The following is a 19,057-nucleotide window of genomic DNA, read 5'->3' on the forward strand; positions in this document are numbered from 1 at the left end:
AACCACGGCTGAATATACGCCGCACTGTCCGGTCAAGGAATACCCCCTGGCGGTTTGGGGGCGCTGGGGACTCAGTGGGCGCTGAGCTGTCCACCAAGCGATGGAGCCGCGCGAACGTCGGCGGGGTGTCCCGCACCTGCTGTTCCAGGTCCAGTTACTGGCCGCGCAGCCCCGCGACGCGTATGCCACCGACGCGGCCCAGTGGCGCTAGAAATTGAAGGCGCGCTTGGCGTCGTGGGCGTCCCAGGTCTCGCCGACTTCAAGGGCGTCGAGCCGGGCGGCGGCGCGCGCCTTAGCGCGGCGGATCGAGAGGGGCATCGCGGCGGCTCAGAGCAGCGAGCCGCGGGGCGACCGGACGCGCGGCCCGGCCGGCGGGGCGGCCGCAGCGGTAGGGCCGTGGGGGCCGCCCGGCGTCGGCCAGGCGCACCTCCGTCGCGGGTGCGCATGGTCCACAGCAGGGCGAGGGCGGGGTCGAGGCGGGCGAAGCGGTGGGCGCTGCCGCGCTTGGCGATGAGCACTGCCTCGTACAGCCCGTACTGCACCGACAGGACGTAGCCGTCGGCGCGGCCGTGCAGGGTGTAGCCGCGCACGGCGCCGGCGCGGGCGAGCTCGACCAACCTGGCCTGGGGCAGCGCTTTCATCGCCGCGGGTTCCTGACACCGGGGGATTCGGGAGACGCTACGCGCGCGAGCGGGCGCCGGCAAGCGAAGGTTCGGGGGCGTGGGCGGACATAACGTCAGACTCCCCGTAATGGACTGCGGCGCGTTGGCTGTGTCGGTGCGCCGCGCGGGCTGGCGTCGTTTTGTATTCGCCGGGGCTGCAGGGTCGGGCGCTACGCAATTGTCAGCGTGGGTAGCGGCGAGTGTTCACGAAATCCTGGTGACTCCAGGCGCGTCCGGTACCGACTTGGCGAAATCGCGATCGATGCTATAACCGAGGTTTCCCCCGATAGGACGACCCCAGTGGCCCTGACCACACTCCAGTCGATCGACGCCGAGATCAAGCAGCTGGAAGCCCAGAAGAAGTTGGTCGAGAAGCGCGACTCCGAAGTTCCTAAAGCGATCGAGGTTCTTCAGCGATACGCGAGGGTGCTGACGCCGGCGCAGCGCCGCAAGCTGGCGAAAATCTTCGGAAGTGAGTTGGGCGCCGAAACTGCCAATGTGTCGGCGCGTGCCGCCCGTGCTCGAAAGATCGGCAGGGTGGCGCCCAAGTACCGCCTGCCTACCGGCGAGACCTGGACCGGGCGCGGCCGAACCCCGGTCGCGTTCGCGGCGTGGGAGAAGGGCGCCGAGGGCAAGGCTTGGCGCAAGGCCAACGAAGGGGCGCGCTTCCCCGCCATCGATGGCACGCCCGTCAAGGCACCCGCCAGCACCGCGACGACGAAAGCTTCGCGAGGCGCTGCCAAGAAGACCGGGAAGAAGGCGGCCCAGAAGGCTACGAGGCCTGCGAAAAAGGCAGCCGGCCAGTGATTCACCCGTTTCCAAACAAGGACGCTTCGATGACGGCTCAAATCCAACAACACAACGGCGCGGGCACCGATCACCTGCGGTGCTACACGCGGCTGCTCGCCCTGTCGGCCTTGTGCCTCGCCGCGGTCGCTTGCACCGACGGCACAGGTGGGGGCGTCGGCGCTGCGATGTCCAACGAACTCGTGGACCCCGCTAGCGGCGCCACCTGCAGTCAGGGGGCGAACGTACGCATCACCAAGAACGATTTCGAGACGGTCCTAAACGGCCAGTGTGGCGCGGTGGTCATCACGGGATCGAACGGATCGGTCAACGTCGACCACGCCCAGTCGATCCGCGTTGAGGGCACCAAGGTTACAGTGCTCAACGAGAAGGTCGAGACGCTGGAAGCGATCGGCTCGGACAACACCTTCAACATGACCGAGGTGGGGCACGCTACCATCGCCGGCGATCGGAACACGCTGCTGGGACGCAACTACCGCCAGGTGACGTTCAAAGGCCAGGGCAACTCGGTCAACACCGACAATGAGCCGCAGCTGGACGATCAGGGCACTGGAAACAAGGTGATCTGATCTTCCGCTTCGCGTCGATATAGGACTTTGTACTTACCGCAGCGATGCGTCGTTCGGCGCGCCGCGCTGAGGAACTCGCTAGTTAAGAATATTGGCCCCGGCCAGTATCAAGCGCCCGTTTACGGTGATAAGCACCTCAAGCGCTTCGCCGAAGGCCTTCGAAGTGCCGGCCACCAACATGGCCAACCCGCAGGCAGTCTTGGTCAAAACTCCCCACGACAACCTACCGACGTGGCGAGCGAGCAGAAGGGCGGCAGTCGTGGTTGCGAATGCATCGGCGACGAGCGCGAGCTGCAGGTGCTGGTGCGCAACCTGGTTGAGAACGCGATGTGCTACGCGCCGCTGGGCGGCCGCATCCAAGGGGGCTCCGTCACGATGGACGACATGATGTCGCTAACGGTCGAATACAGCGACCCAGGCATCCCCGAACATCCGCTCGATCGGGTGTTTGACCGCTTCCACCGCGAGCTCGGCGCCGGCATCGACGGTAGCGGCCTTGGGGTTGGCGATCGTGCGCGAGATCGCCTCCAGGCACGGAGCCCAGGTCGCACTGGACAGATCCGAAGAGTTAGGTGGGCTGCGGGTGCGAGTTCGCGCACCGCTCGATCTAGGCACTTGCACAAATGCATGACCGCATACCCATCCCGGATATTTTCTTCTCTGGGCTGGGCTTTGGGCCCGATCACTTCTAACGTGCTGCAACGCTGTCGATTACGTGAAAACCGGCGAGGTTAACGAGGCTGCGCCGGAGCGTTCAATCAGTTCTTTTTCAGCATTCGCTCGCGAGCTTGCTCAGCACGCGAGGCGCCGATCGCGGTTTCCACGTGCTTGACCTCTTCGGGCGGCGGGAGCACCGCCTTGAATCCAAGGCTGGCGATCCACAGCTCGCGGCCCCATCCCTTGGTGTGATATAGGTGATGGTCCTCTTCCTTCTCTACTTGCTCATAGGCTTCCATGAGCGTGGCGGCTTCTTTGCCGCTGCTGTGTTTGGCGACATGACCGATGAGTTCCCAGTTCTGATGGTCCTTGGTCTCCGCCAGCACCACGCATTCGGCCGCGACCAGTTCGGCGGCCTGGGGGTCGCCTGCGGCCATCGCCATGCGCATCGCCTTCACCAGTGATACGCCGATATGCGCGACTACTTTTCGGCCGGGCGAACTCGCCTGCGGATCGAGCCCTAGCTCAGTCAGCACCGTGGTCAGGATTTCGTGATGGCGGCGGGTTTCGTCGAGGTAGCCTTGCCATTCATCACGCAAATCCGCGTTGACCGCACATTCGATTGCCGTCTCGTAGATCTGGATGCCTCCACTTTCGGTTTCCAGAGCCTGATACAGCAATTCGTTTAACTGGGCGCGATCGTGTCGCTTGCTGGCCATCGGTGTTCTCCGGTTGTGTTGCTGGCGTGCGGACACGGTAAAGGCGCCGAAATTCAGGGGTGGTGAACGTTCGCGTGAACACCGCGCTAACGCCGACCGGCGGATCGTAACTGCGATTCCATTTGCTCTAGAGCGCAGTCCCGATGCGACGCGAACCCACCTTTTTCGGCGAAACGGCCTGAGCCTGGTGCTCGCCGCGATCTTCCTGGTATTTCTCCTTGGCCAGATTCTGGCCGGTCATGCGGCCTGGAACGAAGAACTGCTGCGCGAGGGGCGGGCACCGCTGGATCTGCTGGCTTACTTCGACAGTGGGCACTTTCTTTCTGCGACCTTCGAGAACTGGGAAAGCGAGTTCCTGCAGATGGGCATGTACGTACTGCTGACGGTGTGGCTGCGGCAGCTGGGGTCGGCTGAGTCACGCGGCTTTGAGGACGAGCCCGAGCAGATCGATCCGGGCCCGACGCCGTGGCCGGTGCGAAAGGGCGGCCTGTGGCGTCGGCTGTACTCGCATTCCCTGACCATCGCTTTCCTTGTTCTGTTCCTGGCCTCGTTCGTACTGCACGGCTATGGCAGTTGGCGCCACGAGAACGACGAGCGCAGCTTGCAGGGCCGCGCGCCGGTAGCGTTGAGCGACCACATGCTCGGCTCGACATTCTGGTTCGAGTCGTTTCAGAACTGGCAGAGCGAGTTCCTCGCCGTTCTGTCGATCGTGGTTCTGTCGATCTTCCTGCGCGAGGACAGGTCACCGGAGTCCAAGCCGACGCAGGCGCCGCATAGGCAGACCGGCACTTAGCCGGACCGAAACCGGATTCGTGCGCCAGGCTGCTACATAAATGCTTTGATTTCGGCCGCTTGTTAGACGAAAGTCCCGGCCAATCTACGGCGGCGGCAATCTACGCGAGGGAGCCTTGCGATCGCCGAATAGAGCGCTGACGATTAACCCAAGGCCTAGCAAACAAGCAATCAGGAACAAGACCAGGGCAAGAGCGGGGTAGCCGAATAGCGTGTACGGCGTGTCGATCCGCATGATGATCGCCGAGGCCATGATCAATGCCGAAGCGATCGCTCCGGTGCTGATGCGGTTGGCGATCTTCTGCAGCGCTTCCATCAGCCGCGATTCCTCCAGGCCCGCGACCGAGACCTGCAGGCGATTATCGGCCAGCAACGACAGCAGCGCCTGCAGCTTGCGCGGTCCGTCGCGCAGCAGGCCCTGCAGTTCCAGCGACTCGGCCGCCAGTCCGGACAGCGACAGCGAACGGGTCAGGCGCTGGCGCATCAGCCGCTGCAGGTGCGGGCGCGCCACCGCTTCGATGTCGAGCTGCGGCGCGAGCGCGTGCGCGACCTGTTGCAGATTCAGCAAGGTGCGGCCCAGCATGCCCAGTTCGGCCGGCGGCCGCAGGCCGCAGGCGACCGAGATGCGCACCACTTCGATCAACAGGCTGCCCTCGGCCAGGCCGTCGTCGGCCTGGCGCACGGCATAACGGCCGACCAGGTGGCCGATCTCGCGCCGGTAGCGCACCTCGTCGAAGCTCTCCAGCCGCACCGCCACGCCGATGGCCTCGCTGGCGGCGTCCTCGCCGCGGCCGTCGAGCGCGGCGAGCATGAACTTGAGCAGGCGCTCGCGCCGCTGCGGCGGCACGTGCACGATCATGCCCAGGTCGATCACCGCCAGCCGGCCGTCGCCGGCCAGCAGCACGTTGCCCGGATGCGGATCGGCGTGGATCTCGCCGTGCAGGTAGGTCTGGTCGAGGTAGGCGCGCAGCAGGTCGGCGGCCAGGCCGCAGAAATCGCGCTCGGTGCGCAGCAGCCCCGACAGCGCGAGTACGCTGCGGCCGTGCACCAGGTCCATCGTCACCACCGCCGGCGCGCACAGGCTCCAGACCGGTTGCGGCACGTACAACCCGGGATACGGCGCCAGATGCCGGGCGAACCGTTCCAGGTTGCGCGCTTCGGCGCAGTAGTCCAGTTCGCCCAACAAGCTGCGGTGGAATTCGTCGAGCCAGTCGGCGAAGTGCACGCGGCGGCCGGTCTGGGTGACCTTGTCGGCGGTGCGCGCGAGCCGGCTGAGGATGTCCAGGTCGGTGGCGATGACGTGTTCGATGCCGGGCCGGCGCACCTTCACCGCGACCTCGCGCCCATCGCGCAGGCGCGCGCGGTGCACCTGCGCCAGCGAGGCGCTTCCCAGCGGGTCGGGATCGAAGTCCTTGAACGCCTTGGTCAGGCGCACTTGCAGGCTGTCCTCGATCCGCGCGCGCACCACGTCGTAGGGCAATCGCGGCTCGACCCGGTCGTGCATGCGGCCGAGCGCGCGGTGCACGTCGGGCGGCAGCAGGTCGGGGCGCGTGGCCAGCGCCTGGCCGAGCTTGACGAAGGCCGGGCCCAGCGATTCGAGGTCGCGTACGAACGCCTCGGCGTCCGGCGCCGCGCCGGGCTGAGGTGCCAGCGCGTTGCCGTGCGCGGACGCCAACTCGGAGAATGCAGCGATGTGCCGGTACTTGGCGACGAAGGCGAGGATGCGCGCCGCGCGCAAGGCGCGGTTGTCGCCGCCGGTGCGGCCGGGAGTCTCGCTCATGAGCGCGTCGCCGGATCAGCCGTTCGCACGCAGGTACCGTTCCACCGCGTCGGCCGATACGCCGACCGCGGCGATGGCCTCGCGCAGGCGGCGTTCGTCGACGCCGAAGCGCTCCGTCCAGTAACGCAACTCGTGGGCCTGCTCCAGGCTGATGCGGGCGCGGTCCTCGGGGCCGCGTCGGTGGCTGTCGTCGCTCATGCCGGTCTCCTGTGGGTGGGGTGCGGATTCACGAGCGCTGCGGCCGGTCGTGGCCGAACAAGCGTTCGATGCTGCCGCGGATGCGCGCGCCGACGTAGCCGTAGTCGATCGCGCCGGCCTGTTCGAGCACCCGCGCCACGGCCTGCTCGAACTCGACCTCCAGCACTTCGCGCTCCGGCGGATCGTCGATCCACGCCTGCACGGCGCTGTCGAGTCGGTCGAGCGCGCGTTCGAGCTCGGCGCGGGCGGGTCGGTCTTCGTGATCCATGGCGCTACGGTGCATGTCGGCCCAGGGCAGGCGCGGCGGCCTGCGGCATGAACAGGCGAAGCAAGCCGCGTGCCAGCGCCGGCGCGCGCGAACGCCGGCGCCGGACGCACAACGATCTACGCAAACCCCGGGGAAAGACGGCGCTACGCGCGTCGCACGGACGGTCTGCGCCGAACCCGGCCGCACAGGTCCCGGAATATTTTTCGCACTGCGCAATCCTTGCCGCGCCACCCGGCCACTCAGTTGCGCAGGTTGACCGGAATGGCATTGGCGTAACGGCTTTCGCTGAACACGCCCACGCGCTCGCCAAATTGCTTGAACACCAGATCGACGCGTTCCTCGCCGACCACCAGCCCGCGCACGCGCACGTCGTCGATGCCCGGCGGCAGGCGCGGGCGGTCGACGTGGACCACGCCGTGCTCGCCATCGATCTCCACGCCCAGGCAGGCCTGCAACAACATGAACGGCGATCCCGCGGCCCAGGCCTGCGGCAGGCAGGCGACGGGGTAGGGAATCGGCGGCGCGCCGGGCCGGCGGGTGAAGCCGCAGTACAGTTCCGGCAGACGCATGTCGAAATGAACGGCGGTCTCGAACGCGCTGCGCAGCACGCGAGCGGCGGTCTCGCGACCGTGCTGGCGGGCGATCCCGCTGGCGCACAGCGCGCTGTCGTGCGGCCACACCGAGCCGTTGTGGTAGGACATCGGGTTGTAGCGCGGCTGGCCCTTGGCCAGAGTGCGTAGTCCCCAGCCGGTATAGAACGCGTTCGACAACAGTCGCTCAGACACCGCATGCGCGCGCTGCGCATCGGCCAAACCGGTGTAGAGCAAGTGGCCGGGATTGCTGGCGAGCACCTCGCACAAGCGGCCTTCGCCGTCCAAGGCCAGACCGTAATAGCCCGCTTCGGGCATCCAGAACCTGTCCTCGACCGTCGCGCGCAGGCGCTCGGCGCGCGCGTCCCAGCCGGCGGCGGCCTCGTCGCCGCGGCGGCGGCCGAGTTCGGCCATCGCGCGCAGCGCGGCGAACGCGTAACCCTGCACTTCGACCAAGGCGATCGGGCCCGCGGGAATGCGGCCGTCGGCATGGAACACCGAATCGCCGCTGTCCTTCCAGCCCTGGTTGGCCAGGCCGCTGGCCTCGGCGCGGGCGTAGTCGAGCAGGCCCCAGGGATTGGCGTCGCAAACGCGTTCGATCCACGCAGTGGCCGCGCGCAGCGCCGGCCACAAGCGGTCGATGAAGGCGCGGTCGCCGCTGCGCCTGGCGTAGGCGCCGGCCAGCATCACGAACAGCGGGGTGGTGTCGACGCCGCCGTAGTACAGGCCGAACGGCAGTTCGCGCAGGCTGGCCATCTCGCCCTTGCGGGTCTCGTGCAGGATCTTGCCAGGCGCCGAATCCAGGAACGCCGAATCCTCCTGGGCCTGGTGATCGGCCAGGAACTGCAGCACGCCGCGCGCCAGCCCGGGATCGAGCCACAGCGTCTGCAGCGCGGTGATCACCGCATCGCGCCCGAACGGCGTGGAGAACCACGGGATGCCGGCGTAGGGATACGGCCCGCTCGGCAGTTCGCTGGTGAGCAACGCCAGGTCCGAGCGCGAGCGCCGCATCCATTCGTCGAATAGCGGCCCGTTGCTGCCGATGTGGGCGCCGCGGCGGCGGCGGTGGCGCATGCGCAGGCGCGCCTGGGTTGCGGCCTGGCGGAAGCGCGCGCGCGAGGGCGCGTCGTCGTCGCTGTCGATGCCGGCTTCGACGTACAGCTCGTTGTGGCCGCCGGGCTCGATTCGCAGGACGATGTCCAGGCCAGCCCCGTCCTCGGCGCGCGGCGCCTGCGAGAAGGCGATGAACGAACTGCGCAGCACCCCGTCAAGGCCGCGGTACTGGAAGCGCCGGCGGCTGCCGTCGTCGCGGGTGGCGAGCATCTCGCCGCGGGCCTTGCGCACGCTGCCGCGCACTTCGAACATGTCGCGAAAATCGGCGGCCAGTTCGAACCGCAGCGGCAGCACCGCCGGTCGCGAATCGTAGTTGGTGCAGGCGACGCGTTCGTACATGCGCTCGCCCAGCAACAAGCGGGTACGCGCGATGTGGACCAGTCCCTCGGGCGTGCCGGTGTCGCCGATCGGCGACAGCGCGCGATTGGTCAAGTGGGCGACGAAGAACGCGTTGTCGCGCGAGACCGCGGCGCTGAGCAGGGCCGGACGGCCGTCGCCGATGCCGAGCCGGTACACGCTCAGCAGGCGGGTGTCGTTGTGGAACAGGCCTTCGGCTGGGCCGGCGATGTCGCCGTAGCCGTTGGCGATGAGGAAGCTGTCGCCGTCCTTGAGCACATGGCTGGTGTACAGGGCGGCGGTGGCGGCGGCGTCCATCGGTTCCGCGCTCAGGCGCTCAGCTGCAGCGCGCGGCCGCCGCGACCGGCCAGACCGGCGTACAGGTCGAGGTAGTCGTGGGCCATCGCCGCGGCCGAGAAGCGCCGTTCGAACACGCTGCGGATGCGCGCGCGGTCGTAACCGGCGACCGCGCGCACCGCCGCGGCCGCGGCCTCGACCGAATCCACCACCGTGCCGGTGACGCCTTCGTCGATCACCTCCGGAACCGAGCCGCAGTTCCAGCCGATCACCGGCGTGCCGCAGGCCATCGCCTCGATCATCACCAGCCCGAACGGCTCGGGCCAGTCGATAGGGAACAGCAACGCGGCGGCCTCGCCGAGGAACGCGGCCTTGTCGGCGTCGCCGATCTCGCCGATGAACTCGATCCCCGGCGCGTCCAGCAGCGGCGCGATGGTGTCGCGGAAGTAGTCGCGGTCGGCGCGGTCGACCTTGGCCGCGATCTTGAGCGGCCAGCCGGCCAGGCGCGCGATCTCGATCGCGCGGTCCACGCGCTTTTCCGGGGAGATGCGGCCGAGGAAGGCGAGATAGCCGCCGGCCGGGCGCGGCGCGAACGCGAACAACTGCGGCGGCAGCCCGTGATAGACCGTGCCCAGCCAGCGCGCGTGGCGCAGCGGCCGGCGCTGATGGTTGGAGATCGAGACCAGCGGATAGCGCGGCCAGCGCTTGTACGCCGGCGCCATGTCCTTGTGGTCCAGCCGCCCGTGCAGGGTGGTCAGGGTGCGGTCGGCGCAGTCTTCGAAGAACGGGAAATGCAGCAGGTCGACATGGAAGTGCAGCACATCGAACTCAGCGACGCGGCGGCGCACTTCGTGCATCTGGCTCAGGTGCGCGGCGAGGTTGGCGGTGCCGGAGGCGAAAGCGCTGTCGTCCAGGCGGATAGCGCGGTCGCGCACCGGCGCCAGTTTGGCGCGGGTGGCGGCGTCGGCGGAGGCGAACAGGGTCACCTCGTGGCCGGCCTCGACCAGCGCGTCGCACAGGTGCGCGACCACGCGCTCGGTACCGCCGTACAGGCGCGGTGGGACCGCTTCGTAGAGCGGGGAAATCTGCGCGATCTTCATAGCGTGCCTTTGCTGAGCAGGGAACCGGGGACGAGCAGCGGCGCGGGCGCCAGCGCGGCCAGGCCGCGCGCGGCCACACTGGGCGACGGCGCAGCGCGGGCGCCGTCCTGGGCCGGTTCGCGCGCGGTCTCGGTCAGCGCCTGCAGGAAGCCGCGGCGCCAGGCGCCGATGTCGCTGGCGCGCAGGGTCGCCATCATCGCCGCCCAACGCTCGCGCCGTTGCGCCAGCGGCATACGCGCGGCCGTAGCGACCGCGTCGGCGACCTCGTCGGCGTCGTGCGGATTGACCAGCAGCGCCTCGTGCAACTGCTGCGCGGCGCCGGCGAAGCGCGACAGCACCAGGGCGCCGGGATCGGCCGCGGCTTGGCTAGCAACGTATTCCTTGGCCACCAGGTTCATGCCGTCGCGCAGCGGCGTGACCAGGCCGACCGAGGCGCTACGGTAGAAGCCGGTCAGCGCGCTGTGCGGGTAGTCGTGGTTGACGTAGCGGATCGGGGTCCAGTCCGGGCGCGCGTGCGCGCCGTTGACGTGGCCGGCCAGCGCTTCGAGTTCGGCGCGCAGGCTGCGGTACTCGGGCACGTCGCTGCGCGAGTGCGGGGCGATCTGAAGATAGGTGAGTTGGCCGCACAGGTCCGGATGGCGCTGCAGATGGCGCTCGAACGCGCGCATGCGTTCGGGCAGGCCCTTGGAGTAGTCCAAACGGTCGACGCCGATCACCAGCCGCCGGCCGCCCAGGCTGTCGCGCAGGCGCCGCACTTCGGCCAGGGCGATGGCATCGGCAGCCTGCGCGGCGATCGCGTCGGTGTCGATGCCGATCGGGAACGCGCCGATGCGGGTCGCGCGTGTCTCATCGCTGCGCCAGCGGCCATCGCCGGGCGGACGCAGGCCGGCATGGGCTTGCAGGTACTCGGCCAGATGCGCCGCATCGGCCTGGGTCTGCAGGCCGATCAGGTCGTAGGCGCGCAGCGGGTCGAACAGTTCGCGGTGGTGCGGCAGGGTCGCGGCGAGGTCCGCGGGCGGGAACGGCACGTGCAGGAAGAAGCCGATACGGTTGCCGACGCCGAGCCGGCGCAACTGCGCGGCCAGCGGGATCAGGTGATAGTCGTGGACCCAGATTACATCGTCGCCGCGCAGCTCGCGCGCCAGCGCGCGGGCGAAGCCGGCGTTGACCCGCTGGTAGCCGTCGCTGCATTCGCGATGGTAGTCGACCAGGTCGACCCGCGAATGCAGCAGCGGCCACAGCACCCGGTTGGCGAATCCGCGGTAGTAATCGTCGACATCGTCCTGGCTGAGGTCGAGCGTGGCGTAGTCGATGCCGCGCTCGCGGTAGCGCTGCGGTATCTCGGTGGCGGCGCCGCTGCGGCCGCTCCAGCCGAACCACAATCCTTCGCTTTCGCGCAGCGCGGCCAGCAAGGCGATGGCCAGCCCGCCGGGACGTTGCGCGCCGGGCAGGGCGATGCGATTGGACACGATCACGGTGCGGGGCATGTCAGCCTGCCTCCGCGACCACGCCGAGCCAGTCGCGCACCTGCGCCGGATCGGCGAGGCGGTGGCGCGCGCGGGTGTCGGCGCGTTCGCCGACCAGCACGCTGATGCCGCCGTGCGCGTTGACCATGGCGAAGCCGGGCTCGTCGGCCGGATCGTCGCCGGCGAACACCGGGACGCGGCCGCGGAACGGCGCCAGCCCCAGCAGTTCGACGATCGCGCGGCCCTTGTCCATGCCGTCGGGACGGATTTCGATGCCGTGTGCGCCTCGGTGCTGGCGGTAGCCCGGCAGGCGGGTCAGCGCGGCATCGGCGAACTCGCCCATGGCCGCGGCCGCCCGCGGTGCGGCGCGCCAATGCAGGTTTAGGCATGGGCCGTGCGCTTCGATGCAGGCGCCGGGATAGTCGAGGGCGAAGCGCGCGGCCTCGCCGGCCAGCGCCAGCATCGATTCCGGCGGCGCCGGCGCGCGCAGCGGCGCATGCGCGCTGCGCCGCTCCAGCCCATGCATGCCGCTCAGGCACAGCTCGGCGCAATCGGGGAAGAGCGACTGCAGCGATTGCAGCGAGCGGCCGCTGACGAGCGCGAGCGCGCCGTCGAGTTCGGCGGCGAGACGGCGCAGGCGTTGCGGCAACTGCGGCGGAACGCGGGCGAGATGGGGGGCGGGCGCGTGCTCAAGCAGACAACCGTCCACGTCGAGGAACAAAGCCCAGTCGGACGCAGGCGCCGGCGGCGCGGTGCGCGAAATGTGTATCGAAGCCATGAACTCATCCTAACGCTGCGGATGTAATGGATCGGTTCAAGGATTCGCCAGAAAGCGCACGAAAATTAGTGCGTTATCCATCGCACGGTCGTTGTCTGCGCGAAGATTTTTCCGCGCCGTGCAATTGTTGCAGCGATGCCGGGCAATATCGCGCATCGGTACCCGCCGATGCGCGGTAACGCGCAGGCAGCGCTGCTGCGCGAGCGAGGCGGATGCGCCGCGAGTGGCACACGGCTTGCGTCTGTCTTTAGATCAGCAGCATGTCGCTGCAGCGCTCGTTCCCGCATCCGACCTGGAGGAAACCATGCACAGAAGCCGATTGGCGCAAGTGGTGATCGATTGCGAGACGACCGACCCCGATTGGGCCGCACAGTTTTGGGCGCAGGCGCTGGGTTGCCGTATCGCCACCCTCGGCGATGCCAGCGACGAGATGTACCGCCGCCTGCTGGTGCACGCCGACCAGCCGTGCGTGCTGGTGCAGGCGGTGCCGCACGCCAGCCGGGTGCACCTGGACATCGAGACCGACGACGTCGAGGCCGAGGTGGTGCGGCTGGAGCAACTCGGCGCGGCGCGCATCGCCCAGGTCAAGCGTTGGTGGGTGATGGCCGCGCCGACCGGACAGCGCTTCTGCGTGCTGCCGCCGCAGCGCCTGGATTTTCCGGCGCACAGCAACGTCTGGCGCTGAGCCGCGCCTGCCCGCGCGCCCCGGTCGAGGCCGGGTTGGACCGCGCTACGCTGTGGCTACGGCTGAAATCGCGGCTGGCCTTGGCACTGCGCGCGACGGCGGCGCAGACCGTGTTCGAGGCGTCGTTCCGGCTCAGCCGCGAGCCTGGGCGCTGGATCGGGCCGGACCGGCGCGCGCGGGCGATGGCGGACTGACAACGGCCGCCGCGACCTTGCGGCCGCCTAACGCGTGATGCGGCCGGAACAATCTGCACGGATGCGCAAGAGTTCCCGTGCGCGTACGCCGCCGCCGCTGCGCTGCGACAGCCAGGATTGGCACGCGACTTGCGGTAGCACTGGACACACGCGTCCAAATTCGCGCACCTGATCGCGCATCGCGACGGCGCGACCGCTCCATCGAACCGCACGTCATCGCACAGCGAGGTTAACCATGAGCGAGCAAGACTCCCGCACGCCGCCAGCGCAGGCCCAGGACGAACAGCCCGGCCAGCAGGCGCAAATGGTCCCGCAACCATTGAGCATCCGCGAGAGCTATCGCGGCAGCGGCCGCCTGCGCGGCAAGGTCGCCCTGATCAGCGGCGGCGACAGCGGCATCGGCCGCGCGGTCGCGCAGCACTTCGCCCGCGAGGGCGCCAAAGTCGCGATCGCCTACCTGAAGGAAGACGACGACGCCGAGCACACCCGCGAACTGGTGATCGGCGAAGACAGCGACTGCCTGCTGATCCGCGGCGACCTCGCCGACCCGGCGCACTGCCGAGACGCGGTCGCGAAGACTGTGAGCGCGTTCGGGCGGCTCGACATCCTGGTCAACAACGCCGGCGAGCAGCACGAGGTGCAAGCGCCCGAGCAGCTCACGCCCGAACAGGTAGAACGCACCTTCCGCACCAACATCTTCGCCTACATCCACCTCGCCAACGCCGCGCTGGAGCATCTGCCCAAGGGCGGCAGCATCGTCAACACCGGTTCGGTCACCGGCGTGCGCGGACACGAGACGCTGATCGACTACGCCGCGACCAAGGGCGCGATCCACGCCTTCACCTTCTCACTGGCCCAGGCTGTGGCCGACCGCGGCATCCGCGTCAACGCGGTCGCGCCGGGGCCGATCTGGACGCCGCTGATCCCGGCCAGCTTCTCGCCCGGGGAGGTGGCCGAGTTCGGTAAGTCCACGTTGATGAAACGCCCCGGCCAGCCGGCCGAAGTGGCGCCGGCCTACGTGTACCTGGCCAGCGAGGATGCCTCGTTCGTGACCGGGCAAATTATCCATGTCAACGGTGGAGAACATATCAGTGCGTAACCAAGGCAAGAGCCGCAGCGACGAGGTCGCCGGCACCGCAGAACTCAAGGCCGCCGCCCACGAGGCGTTGCGGCTGGGCGCGCGCGCCCTCGACAAGGGCCGCGCATGGTTGAACCAGACTTGGTCTGACGACGACAGGAGCCAGGACATGACACAGCGACAGGGCCACGGCGGCCGCGGCAGCGAATCCCCGCGCCGCTACGGCGGCGAAGAGCAACCGCGCGAACAGGCGCGCCGCCAGCGGGCGGACAGCGACGAAGCATCGTGGATGCACGATAAGGAGCGCCAGGCTGCGCGCACCGGTTATGCCGATTACGCCTACGACCCGGCGCGCGGCCGCGGCCGCGAATATGGCCACGCCAGCGCCGATGATTACGGGCGCGGCGGCGAGCCTGGGCGCGACTACGGCGCGGGCACCGGCAGCGGCGAATCGGGCGAGCGTTCAGGTCTGCGCATGCCGCGCGACTATGGCCGAGGCTGGCACGAGGACGGCGTGCCGCACGAGCGCGGCCTGCGCGAGGCCTATGCACGCGAAGCGGGCGAGCGCGGTCTATATGGCGCTCACGGCCCCGGCGTACGCCCGCGCGGCGACGCTTACTACGACAGCGGCTGGCACGCGAGCGGTTTCGACGAGCGCTCGCAATCGGTCGGCTGGGAGGACGACCGCGGCGACGCGCCCGGCGGCTCGCCGCGCCAGGGCGATCCGCGCCACGGCTACTACGTCTACGGCGGCGAACGCGGCGATCGCGAGCGCCTGCACGACTACGACGAATTCGATCCGCGCCGCGGCCGCCACGACGAAGACTATCGCGACGATCACCGGCGCATGGGCGAGGGCTACGGCCATTCCTCCGGCTACGCCGGCGGCGGGTTCGCCGGTTCCGGCTACGGCGCCGGCTTCGAGCCGAACCGCGACTGGTCGCGCCAACGCGCCCTCGATGCGCAATCGGCGTATCGCGAGCAGGGCCATCGCGGGCGCGGCCCGCGCAACTACGCGCGTCCGGACCAACGCATCGAGGAAGAACTCAACGAGCGCCTGACCGAGGACGCGCTGATCGATGCCAGCGACATCGAGGTCAGTTGCAGTCAGGGCAAGGTGGTGCTGACCGGCGAAGTCGACGACCGCTGGATGAAGCACCGCGCCGAGGACATCGCCGATGCCTGCGGCGGAGTCAAGGACGTGGACAACCGCATTCGCGTGCGCGGCCGCGAACACGCGACGCTCGCCGCCGGTGCACAGAGCAGCGGCCGCAGCGAGAACGCAGGCCGCTTCGGCCAGACGCCGACGGCCAAGACATCGGCGGACGCGACGTCGCCGGCCCAGGGTAGTGGCGCCCGCGCTGGCGGCAACGCGGGTGCGGGCAGCAATCCCGGCACCGGCGCCGGCACCAGCGGCGCCGCGCCCGCCGGTGGCGGTTCGACGCCGCAGCGCTGACGCAGCGGCCGGTACGGCCCGCGCCGCGGCCAGACCGGTCGCGGCGTGTCGCGCCGCATCGCCGACCACGCCTGCCGCAGCGCTGCAAGCGCTCGCCGGCCCCTGCACCGCGTAGCTTCAACCGCGCGGCGAGCGATCGCGTCGCAGCCGCAAGGCGTTTGGCGACGATTCGTAAGCCTTCGTGTCGTGTCGGGGTCTTCGCACCGTCTCCAGACCCGCAAGCGACAGCGTAAACGCCGCAGCGTCCGGCAACGCCGCCTTAGCTCAGGACATCGCCGCTTGGCCCAGTCCACGCTGCACCGCCGCCTGGATGCGTTCGATCGGCGCCGGCTTGATTAGATGCTCGTCGAAACCCGCCTCGCGGGTGTGCTCGCGATCCTCGGCCAAGCCGTAGCCGCTGTAGGCGATCAGGTACGGGGTGCGCGGTGCCGCGCGCAACGCGCGCGCCACGTCGTAGCCGTTGAGCGGACCGGGCAGTTCCAGGTCGCACAGCACCACTTCGGCCGGTTCCTCGCTCCACAGCGACAGCGCCTGCTCGCCGTCGCCGGCGATGCGCACCCGGTGGCCGTCCAGGGCCAGTAGGGTGGCCAGAGCGTCGGCGGTGTCGTTTTCGTCGTCCACGATCAGCACCCGGCCGCGCCGCGCCGCTGAGCTCGCCATGGGCGCCGCGGCAGAATCGCCGGCTTGCGCCGCGGCCAGCGGCAGGCGTACCTCGAAGCACGAACCCGATCCCGGGCCCTCGCTGTGCGCGGTGACCTCGCCGCCGTGGCGCTCGACCAGGGTCTTGACGATGCTCAGGCCGAGCCCGAGCCCGCGCGAACGCCAGCCCGGCGTCTGCACGAAGGGTTCGAACAGGTTGCCGGCGATGTCGCGGTCCAGGCCCAGGCCCTGGTCGCACACCTGCACGCACAGTCCGGCCGCGCCGTCGGCCAGCGCCGCGCGCTGCACCGATGCGCCGATGCGTTGTCCCGGCTCGCTGGCCTTGATCGCGTTGGAGACCAGGTTGTCGAACACCTGGCGCAGGCGCGCGCGGTCGCCGTACACCGGCGCGAGGTCGAGCCCCTCGACCGGCTTGAAGACCACGCCGGCCGATTCGGCGCGCGCCAGATTGTCGTCGCGCACCTCTTCGAGCAGGGCGCGCAGATCCACCGGCTCGCGGCGCAGTTCCATGCCGCCCTGGGTGACCCGGGCGACATCGAGCAAATCCTCGACCATGCGCTGCACGTGCCGGTTCTGCCGCGCCAGCGTCGCCAGCGCGCGTTCGCGCTGCGGCGGGTCCAGGTCGGTGCGCTGCAGCAGTTCGCCGGCGGCGGCCACGCCCGAGAGCGGATTGCGCAGCTCGTGGCTGAGCACGGCGAGGAAGTGGCTGACCCGTTGGTTGGCCGCGGCCATCATCTCCAGTGCGCGCTTCTGGTCCTCGATGTCGGTGCTGGCGCCGTACCAGCAGCGCAGCCGGCCGTCCGGGTCCAGCAACGGCTGCCCGCGCACGATGTGCCAGCGGTACTGGCCGTCTCCGGCGCGGCGGAAGCGCAGTTCGACGTTGAGCGGGCGGCCGTTGCGGATCGCTTCGTCCCAACTGCGCAAGCCCTCGGCGAGATCGTCGGGATGGCAGATGTCGCGCCAGTCCTGATCGCCGCCCAGGCCGGTGTACTCGTACCAGCGGCGATTTTGGTAGCGGATCGAGCCGTCGGGCTCGGCGATCCAGACCATCTTGGGCAAGTTGTCGAGCAGCGCGTGCTGCTCGGCTTCGGCGCGGCGCAATTGCTCTTCGAACAAACGCCGCTCGTGCACGTCGCGCAGTCCGCCGATCCATTCCAGTACCTGGCCGGCATTGTCGGTCACCGGCACCGCACGCAGGGCGACGTGGCGCGCCTCGCCGTGCGCGGTGAGTACGCGGAATTCAAGGTCGAGCAATTCCGGCGCTGCGGCGCGCAGGCTGTCGCGCCAGGCCGCGCGCACGCGCTCGCGGTCGAGCGGATCGACCGCGCCGAGCCAGCCTTCGCCGCGCGCCTGCGCGCGCGCCTGGCCGGTCAGGTCTTCCCAGCCCGGCGCGTCGAGCAGGCGCCCGCCGGCGTCGGCGTACCAGACCATGCCGGCGCCGGCCACGGCCAGGCTGCGGAAGCGGCGCTCGCTGGCCTCCACCCGGCGCGCCGCCTCGACCCGCGCGGTCACGTCCAGCGCGTGCACCACCACGCCTTCGATCCCGTCGCCTTCCGGCCGATGCGGGACGAACTGCACGTCGAAGTGTCGCTGCACCCCGTGCCGCGCCAGCTCCACCGGGAAGCGCACCGCTTGTCCGGCGAACGCGCGTTCCAGCAACGGCAGGTACGGCGCCAATTCCACCGCCGGATGCGCGTCGCGCAGCGGCAGGCCCTGCAGCCGGCGATCGCCGAACCAGCGCCGGTAGGCGCGGTTGCACATGCGGTAGCGTTGGCGCGCGTCGACATAGGCCACCAGCGCAGGGATCCGGTCGATCAGCGCGCGCATCAGCAGGCGCTGGGCGCGCAGCGCCGCGTCGCTGCGCTTGCGTTCGCCGATGTCCAGCGCGAGCAGGGCGATGTCGTGTTCGGACAAGGCCTCGCCGGCGAGCAGCATCCACGACGGTTCGCCGCCGCGCTCGGGCAGGGCCACTTCCACCGGCTCGAACGCGCCTTCGCTGCGCAGCCGCTGCAGCAGTTCGGCCGGGACGCCGAGTTGTTCCAGCGACTGCGCGCGCATCGGCCCGGCCTCGTCGGCCGCGGGCGCGAGCATGCGCTCGAAGCCGGGGTTGGCCCACCAGCGCCCGCCCCGGGTATCGGCGAAACACACGCCCCACAGGTCGGTATCGAACACTGCGCGCAGGCGCCGCTCGCTCATGCCTTCCTCGGCGCCACGCGGCTCGCGCAGGAACACCGCGTGGCCGGAGAACGCGTCGCGCGGCCCCTGCAGCGGCACCGCCTCGGCCTGCAGCGGGCGGTCGCCGGCGCCGTGCAGCCGCAACGGGCCGGTGCGCTCCGGCAGGGATGGCGGCCAACCGTCGAACACCTCGGCCGCCAGCCGCCCGCGCGCGTGCTCGGGCGTTACATCGAGCAGTCGCGCCGCGGCGGGATTGAGATAGAGCACGTGTCCGTCGCGGCCGATCAACGCGACGCCGTCGCCGACCCCGGCCAGCACCGCCGACCACTGTTCCTGCTGCAGGCGCAGGCGGTTGCGCCGCCGCCGCAGCGTCGCGACGATCCAGACCAGCGCGCTGGCGCCGGCCAGGAACAAGGCGCAGCCGGCCAGGCCGATTTGCACCCGTAGGCCCGGCCAGAAGACGATCGCCGCCAGCGCCGCCGCCACCGCCACGGCGCCGCCGCGCACGCCGTCGTACCAGGCCGCGAGCACGGCCAGCAGGTACAGGCCGAGCAGCGGCAGCACGTCGTGCAGGCCTTGGCCGAAGCGCGCATGGCCCAGCGCCAGCGCCGCGGCCAAGGCCGCGGCGGCGAGGGTTTCGCGCGGCCGCAGCGCGGCCGGAGCGGAAGCTGGCATGA

15 protein-coding genes and 1 pseudogene are annotated in these 19,057 nt (G+C 69.7%); 6 read left to right on the plus strand and 10 right to left on the minus strand.

What is annotated here, in order from left to right:
* Positions 1-962: 962 nt before the first annotated feature.
* Positions 963-1,469: an H-NS histone family protein gene (locus BLV01_RS09715; protein ID WP_091798067.1), complete on the plus strand. Its 507-nt coding sequence runs from the start codon at positions 963-965 to the stop codon at positions 1,467-1,469.
* 29 nt (positions 1,470-1,498) lie between these two features.
* Positions 1,499-2,038, plus strand: a complete 540-nt coding sequence (locus tag BLV01_RS09720) for a DUF3060 domain-containing protein (RefSeq protein WP_254782575.1) — start codon at positions 1,499-1,501, stop codon at positions 2,036-2,038.
* 78 nt (positions 2,039-2,116) lie between these two features.
* On the opposite strand, the gene BLV01_RS26805 is transcribed toward BLV01_RS09720, so the two are convergent.
* Both BLV01_RS26805 and BLV01_RS09730 read right to left on the minus strand, forming a co-directional pair.
* Complete coding sequence (locus tag BLV01_RS26805; protein WP_254782576.1) at positions 2,117-2,398, minus strand: hypothetical protein; 282 nt, start codon at positions 2,396-2,398, stop codon at positions 2,117-2,119.
* Positions 2,399-2,796: 398 nt separating this feature from the next.
* Positions 2,797-3,414, minus strand: coding sequence for a ferritin-like domain-containing protein (locus tag BLV01_RS09730; RefSeq protein WP_091798073.1), 618 nt, complete (start codon positions 3,412-3,414; stop codon positions 2,797-2,799).
* A gap of 115 nt (positions 3,415-3,529) precedes the next feature.
* Between BLV01_RS09730 and BLV01_RS09735 the strand changes: the two genes are divergently transcribed.
* Positions 3,530-4,207: a DUF6766 family protein gene (locus BLV01_RS09735; protein ID WP_091798269.1), complete on the plus strand. Its 678-nt coding sequence runs from the start codon at positions 3,530-3,532 to the stop codon at positions 4,205-4,207.
* Positions 4,208-4,291: 84 nt separating this feature from the next.
* Here the strand turns inward: BLV01_RS09735 and BLV01_RS09740 are convergent, their stop codons facing one another.
* From BLV01_RS09740 to otsB, 7 genes and pseudogenes are all read right to left on the minus strand, one after another.
* Complete coding sequence (locus BLV01_RS09740) at positions 4,292-5,986, minus strand: ABC1 kinase family protein (RefSeq protein WP_091798076.1); 1,695 nt, start codon at positions 5,984-5,986, stop codon at positions 4,292-4,294.
* A 15-nt stretch (positions 5,987-6,001) separates the two neighbouring features.
* On the minus strand, positions 6,002-6,184 hold the full coding sequence (locus tag BLV01_RS09745; protein WP_091798079.1) for a DUF3606 domain-containing protein: 183 nt from the start codon (positions 6,182-6,184) through the stop codon (positions 6,002-6,004).
* 28 nt (positions 6,185-6,212) lie between these two features.
* Positions 6,213-6,452 (minus strand): hypothetical protein, encoded by a 240-nt coding sequence (locus tag BLV01_RS09750; RefSeq protein ID WP_091798081.1) that lies wholly within the window; start codon positions 6,450-6,452, stop codon positions 6,213-6,215.
* Positions 6,453-6,691: 239 nt separating this feature from the next.
* Positions 6,692-8,809: an amylo-alpha-1,6-glucosidase gene (locus BLV01_RS09755; RefSeq protein WP_091798084.1), complete on the minus strand. Its 2,118-nt coding sequence runs from the start codon at positions 8,807-8,809 to the stop codon at positions 6,692-6,694.
* Positions 8,810-8,820: 11 nt separating this feature from the next.
* Complete coding sequence (locus BLV01_RS09760) at positions 8,821-9,888, minus strand: glycosyltransferase family 4 protein (RefSeq protein WP_091798087.1); 1,068 nt, start codon at positions 9,886-9,888, stop codon at positions 8,821-8,823.
* Positions 9,889-10,016: 128 nt separating this feature from the next.
* A pseudogene (locus tag BLV01_RS09765) lies at positions 10,017-11,375 on the minus strand (trehalose-6-phosphate synthase); the annotation flags it as partial.
* 1 nt (position 11,376) lies between these two features.
* Positions 11,377-12,132, minus strand: coding sequence for a trehalose-phosphatase (otsB, locus tag BLV01_RS09770; protein ID WP_091798092.1), 756 nt, complete (start codon positions 12,130-12,132; stop codon positions 11,377-11,379).
* 304 nt (positions 12,133-12,436) lie between these two features.
* On the opposite strand from otsB, the gene BLV01_RS09775 reads away from it, so the two are divergent.
* The 3 genes from BLV01_RS09775 to BLV01_RS09785 all read left to right on the plus strand — a co-directional run bounded on the left by BLV01_RS09775 (position 12,437) and on the right by BLV01_RS09785 (position 15,545).
* The gene (locus BLV01_RS09775; protein ID WP_091798094.1) at positions 12,437-12,817 is read left to right on the plus strand and encodes a VOC family protein; all 381 of its coding nucleotides are present in this window, start codon (positions 12,437-12,439) and stop codon (positions 12,815-12,817) included.
* Positions 12,818-13,246: 429 nt separating this feature from the next.
* A complete protein-coding gene (locus tag BLV01_RS09780; RefSeq protein ID WP_091798098.1) occupies positions 13,247-14,110 on the plus strand; it encodes an SDR family oxidoreductase in 864 nt (287 codons plus the stop codon).
* A complete protein-coding gene (locus BLV01_RS09785) occupies positions 14,103-15,545 on the plus strand; it encodes a BON domain-containing protein (RefSeq protein WP_091798101.1) in 1,443 nt (480 codons plus the stop codon). Before BLV01_RS09780 ends, BLV01_RS09785 begins: the two co-directional genes overlap by 8 nt.
* A gap of 264 nt (positions 15,546-15,809) precedes the next feature.
* Here BLV01_RS09785 and BLV01_RS09790 read toward each other — a convergent pair whose 3' ends face one another.
* The gene (locus BLV01_RS09790; RefSeq protein ID WP_091798104.1) at positions 15,810-19,055 is read right to left on the minus strand and encodes a PAS domain S-box protein; all 3,246 of its coding nucleotides are present in this window, start codon (positions 19,053-19,055) and stop codon (positions 15,810-15,812) included.
* Positions 19,056-19,057: the final 2 nt, after the last annotated feature.

Origin of the sequence: Lysobacter sp. yr284 (assembly GCF_900107375.1) — a bacterium.
In the GTDB taxonomy this organism is placed as follows: Bacteria; Pseudomonadota; Gammaproteobacteria; order Xanthomonadales; family Xanthomonadaceae; genus Lysobacter.

Bases quoted from the DNA above. Each gene is read 5' to 3' on its own strand.
- BLV01_RS09720 (WP_254782575.1), top strand. From the start codon at position 1,499: ATGACGGCTCAAATCCAACAACACAACGGCGCGGGCACCGATCACCTG.
- BLV01_RS09730 (WP_091798073.1), bottom strand. From the start codon at position 3,414: ATGGCCAGCAAGCGACACGATCGCGCCCAGTTAAACGAATTGCTGTAT.
- BLV01_RS09740 (WP_091798076.1), bottom strand. From the start codon at position 5,986: ATGAGCGAGACTCCCGGCCGCACCGGCGGCGACAACCGCGCCTTGCGC.
- BLV01_RS09745 (WP_091798079.1), bottom strand. From the start codon at position 6,184: ATGAGCGACGACAGCCACCGACGCGGCCCCGAGGACCGCGCCCGCATC.
- BLV01_RS09750 (WP_091798081.1), bottom strand. From the start codon at position 6,452: ATGGATCACGAAGACCGACCCGCCCGCGCCGAGCTCGAACGCGCGCTC.
- BLV01_RS09755 (WP_091798084.1), bottom strand. From the start codon at position 8,809: ATGGACGCCGCCGCCACCGCCGCCCTGTACACCAGCCATGTGCTCAAG.
- BLV01_RS09760 (WP_091798087.1), bottom strand. From the start codon at position 9,888: ATGAAGATCGCGCAGATTTCCCCGCTCTACGAAGCGGTCCCACCGCGC.
- otsB (WP_091798092.1), bottom strand. From the start codon at position 12,132: ATGGCTTCGATACACATTTCGCGCACCGCGCCGCCGGCGCCTGCGTCC.
- BLV01_RS09775 (WP_091798094.1), top strand. From the start codon at position 12,437: ATGCACAGAAGCCGATTGGCGCAAGTGGTGATCGATTGCGAGACGACC.
- BLV01_RS09780 (WP_091798098.1), top strand. From the start codon at position 13,247: ATGAGCGAGCAAGACTCCCGCACGCCGCCAGCGCAGGCCCAGGACGAA.
- BLV01_RS09790 (WP_091798104.1), bottom strand. From the start codon at position 19,055: ATGCCAGCTTCCGCTCCGGCCGCGCTGCGGCCGCGCGAAACCCTCGCC.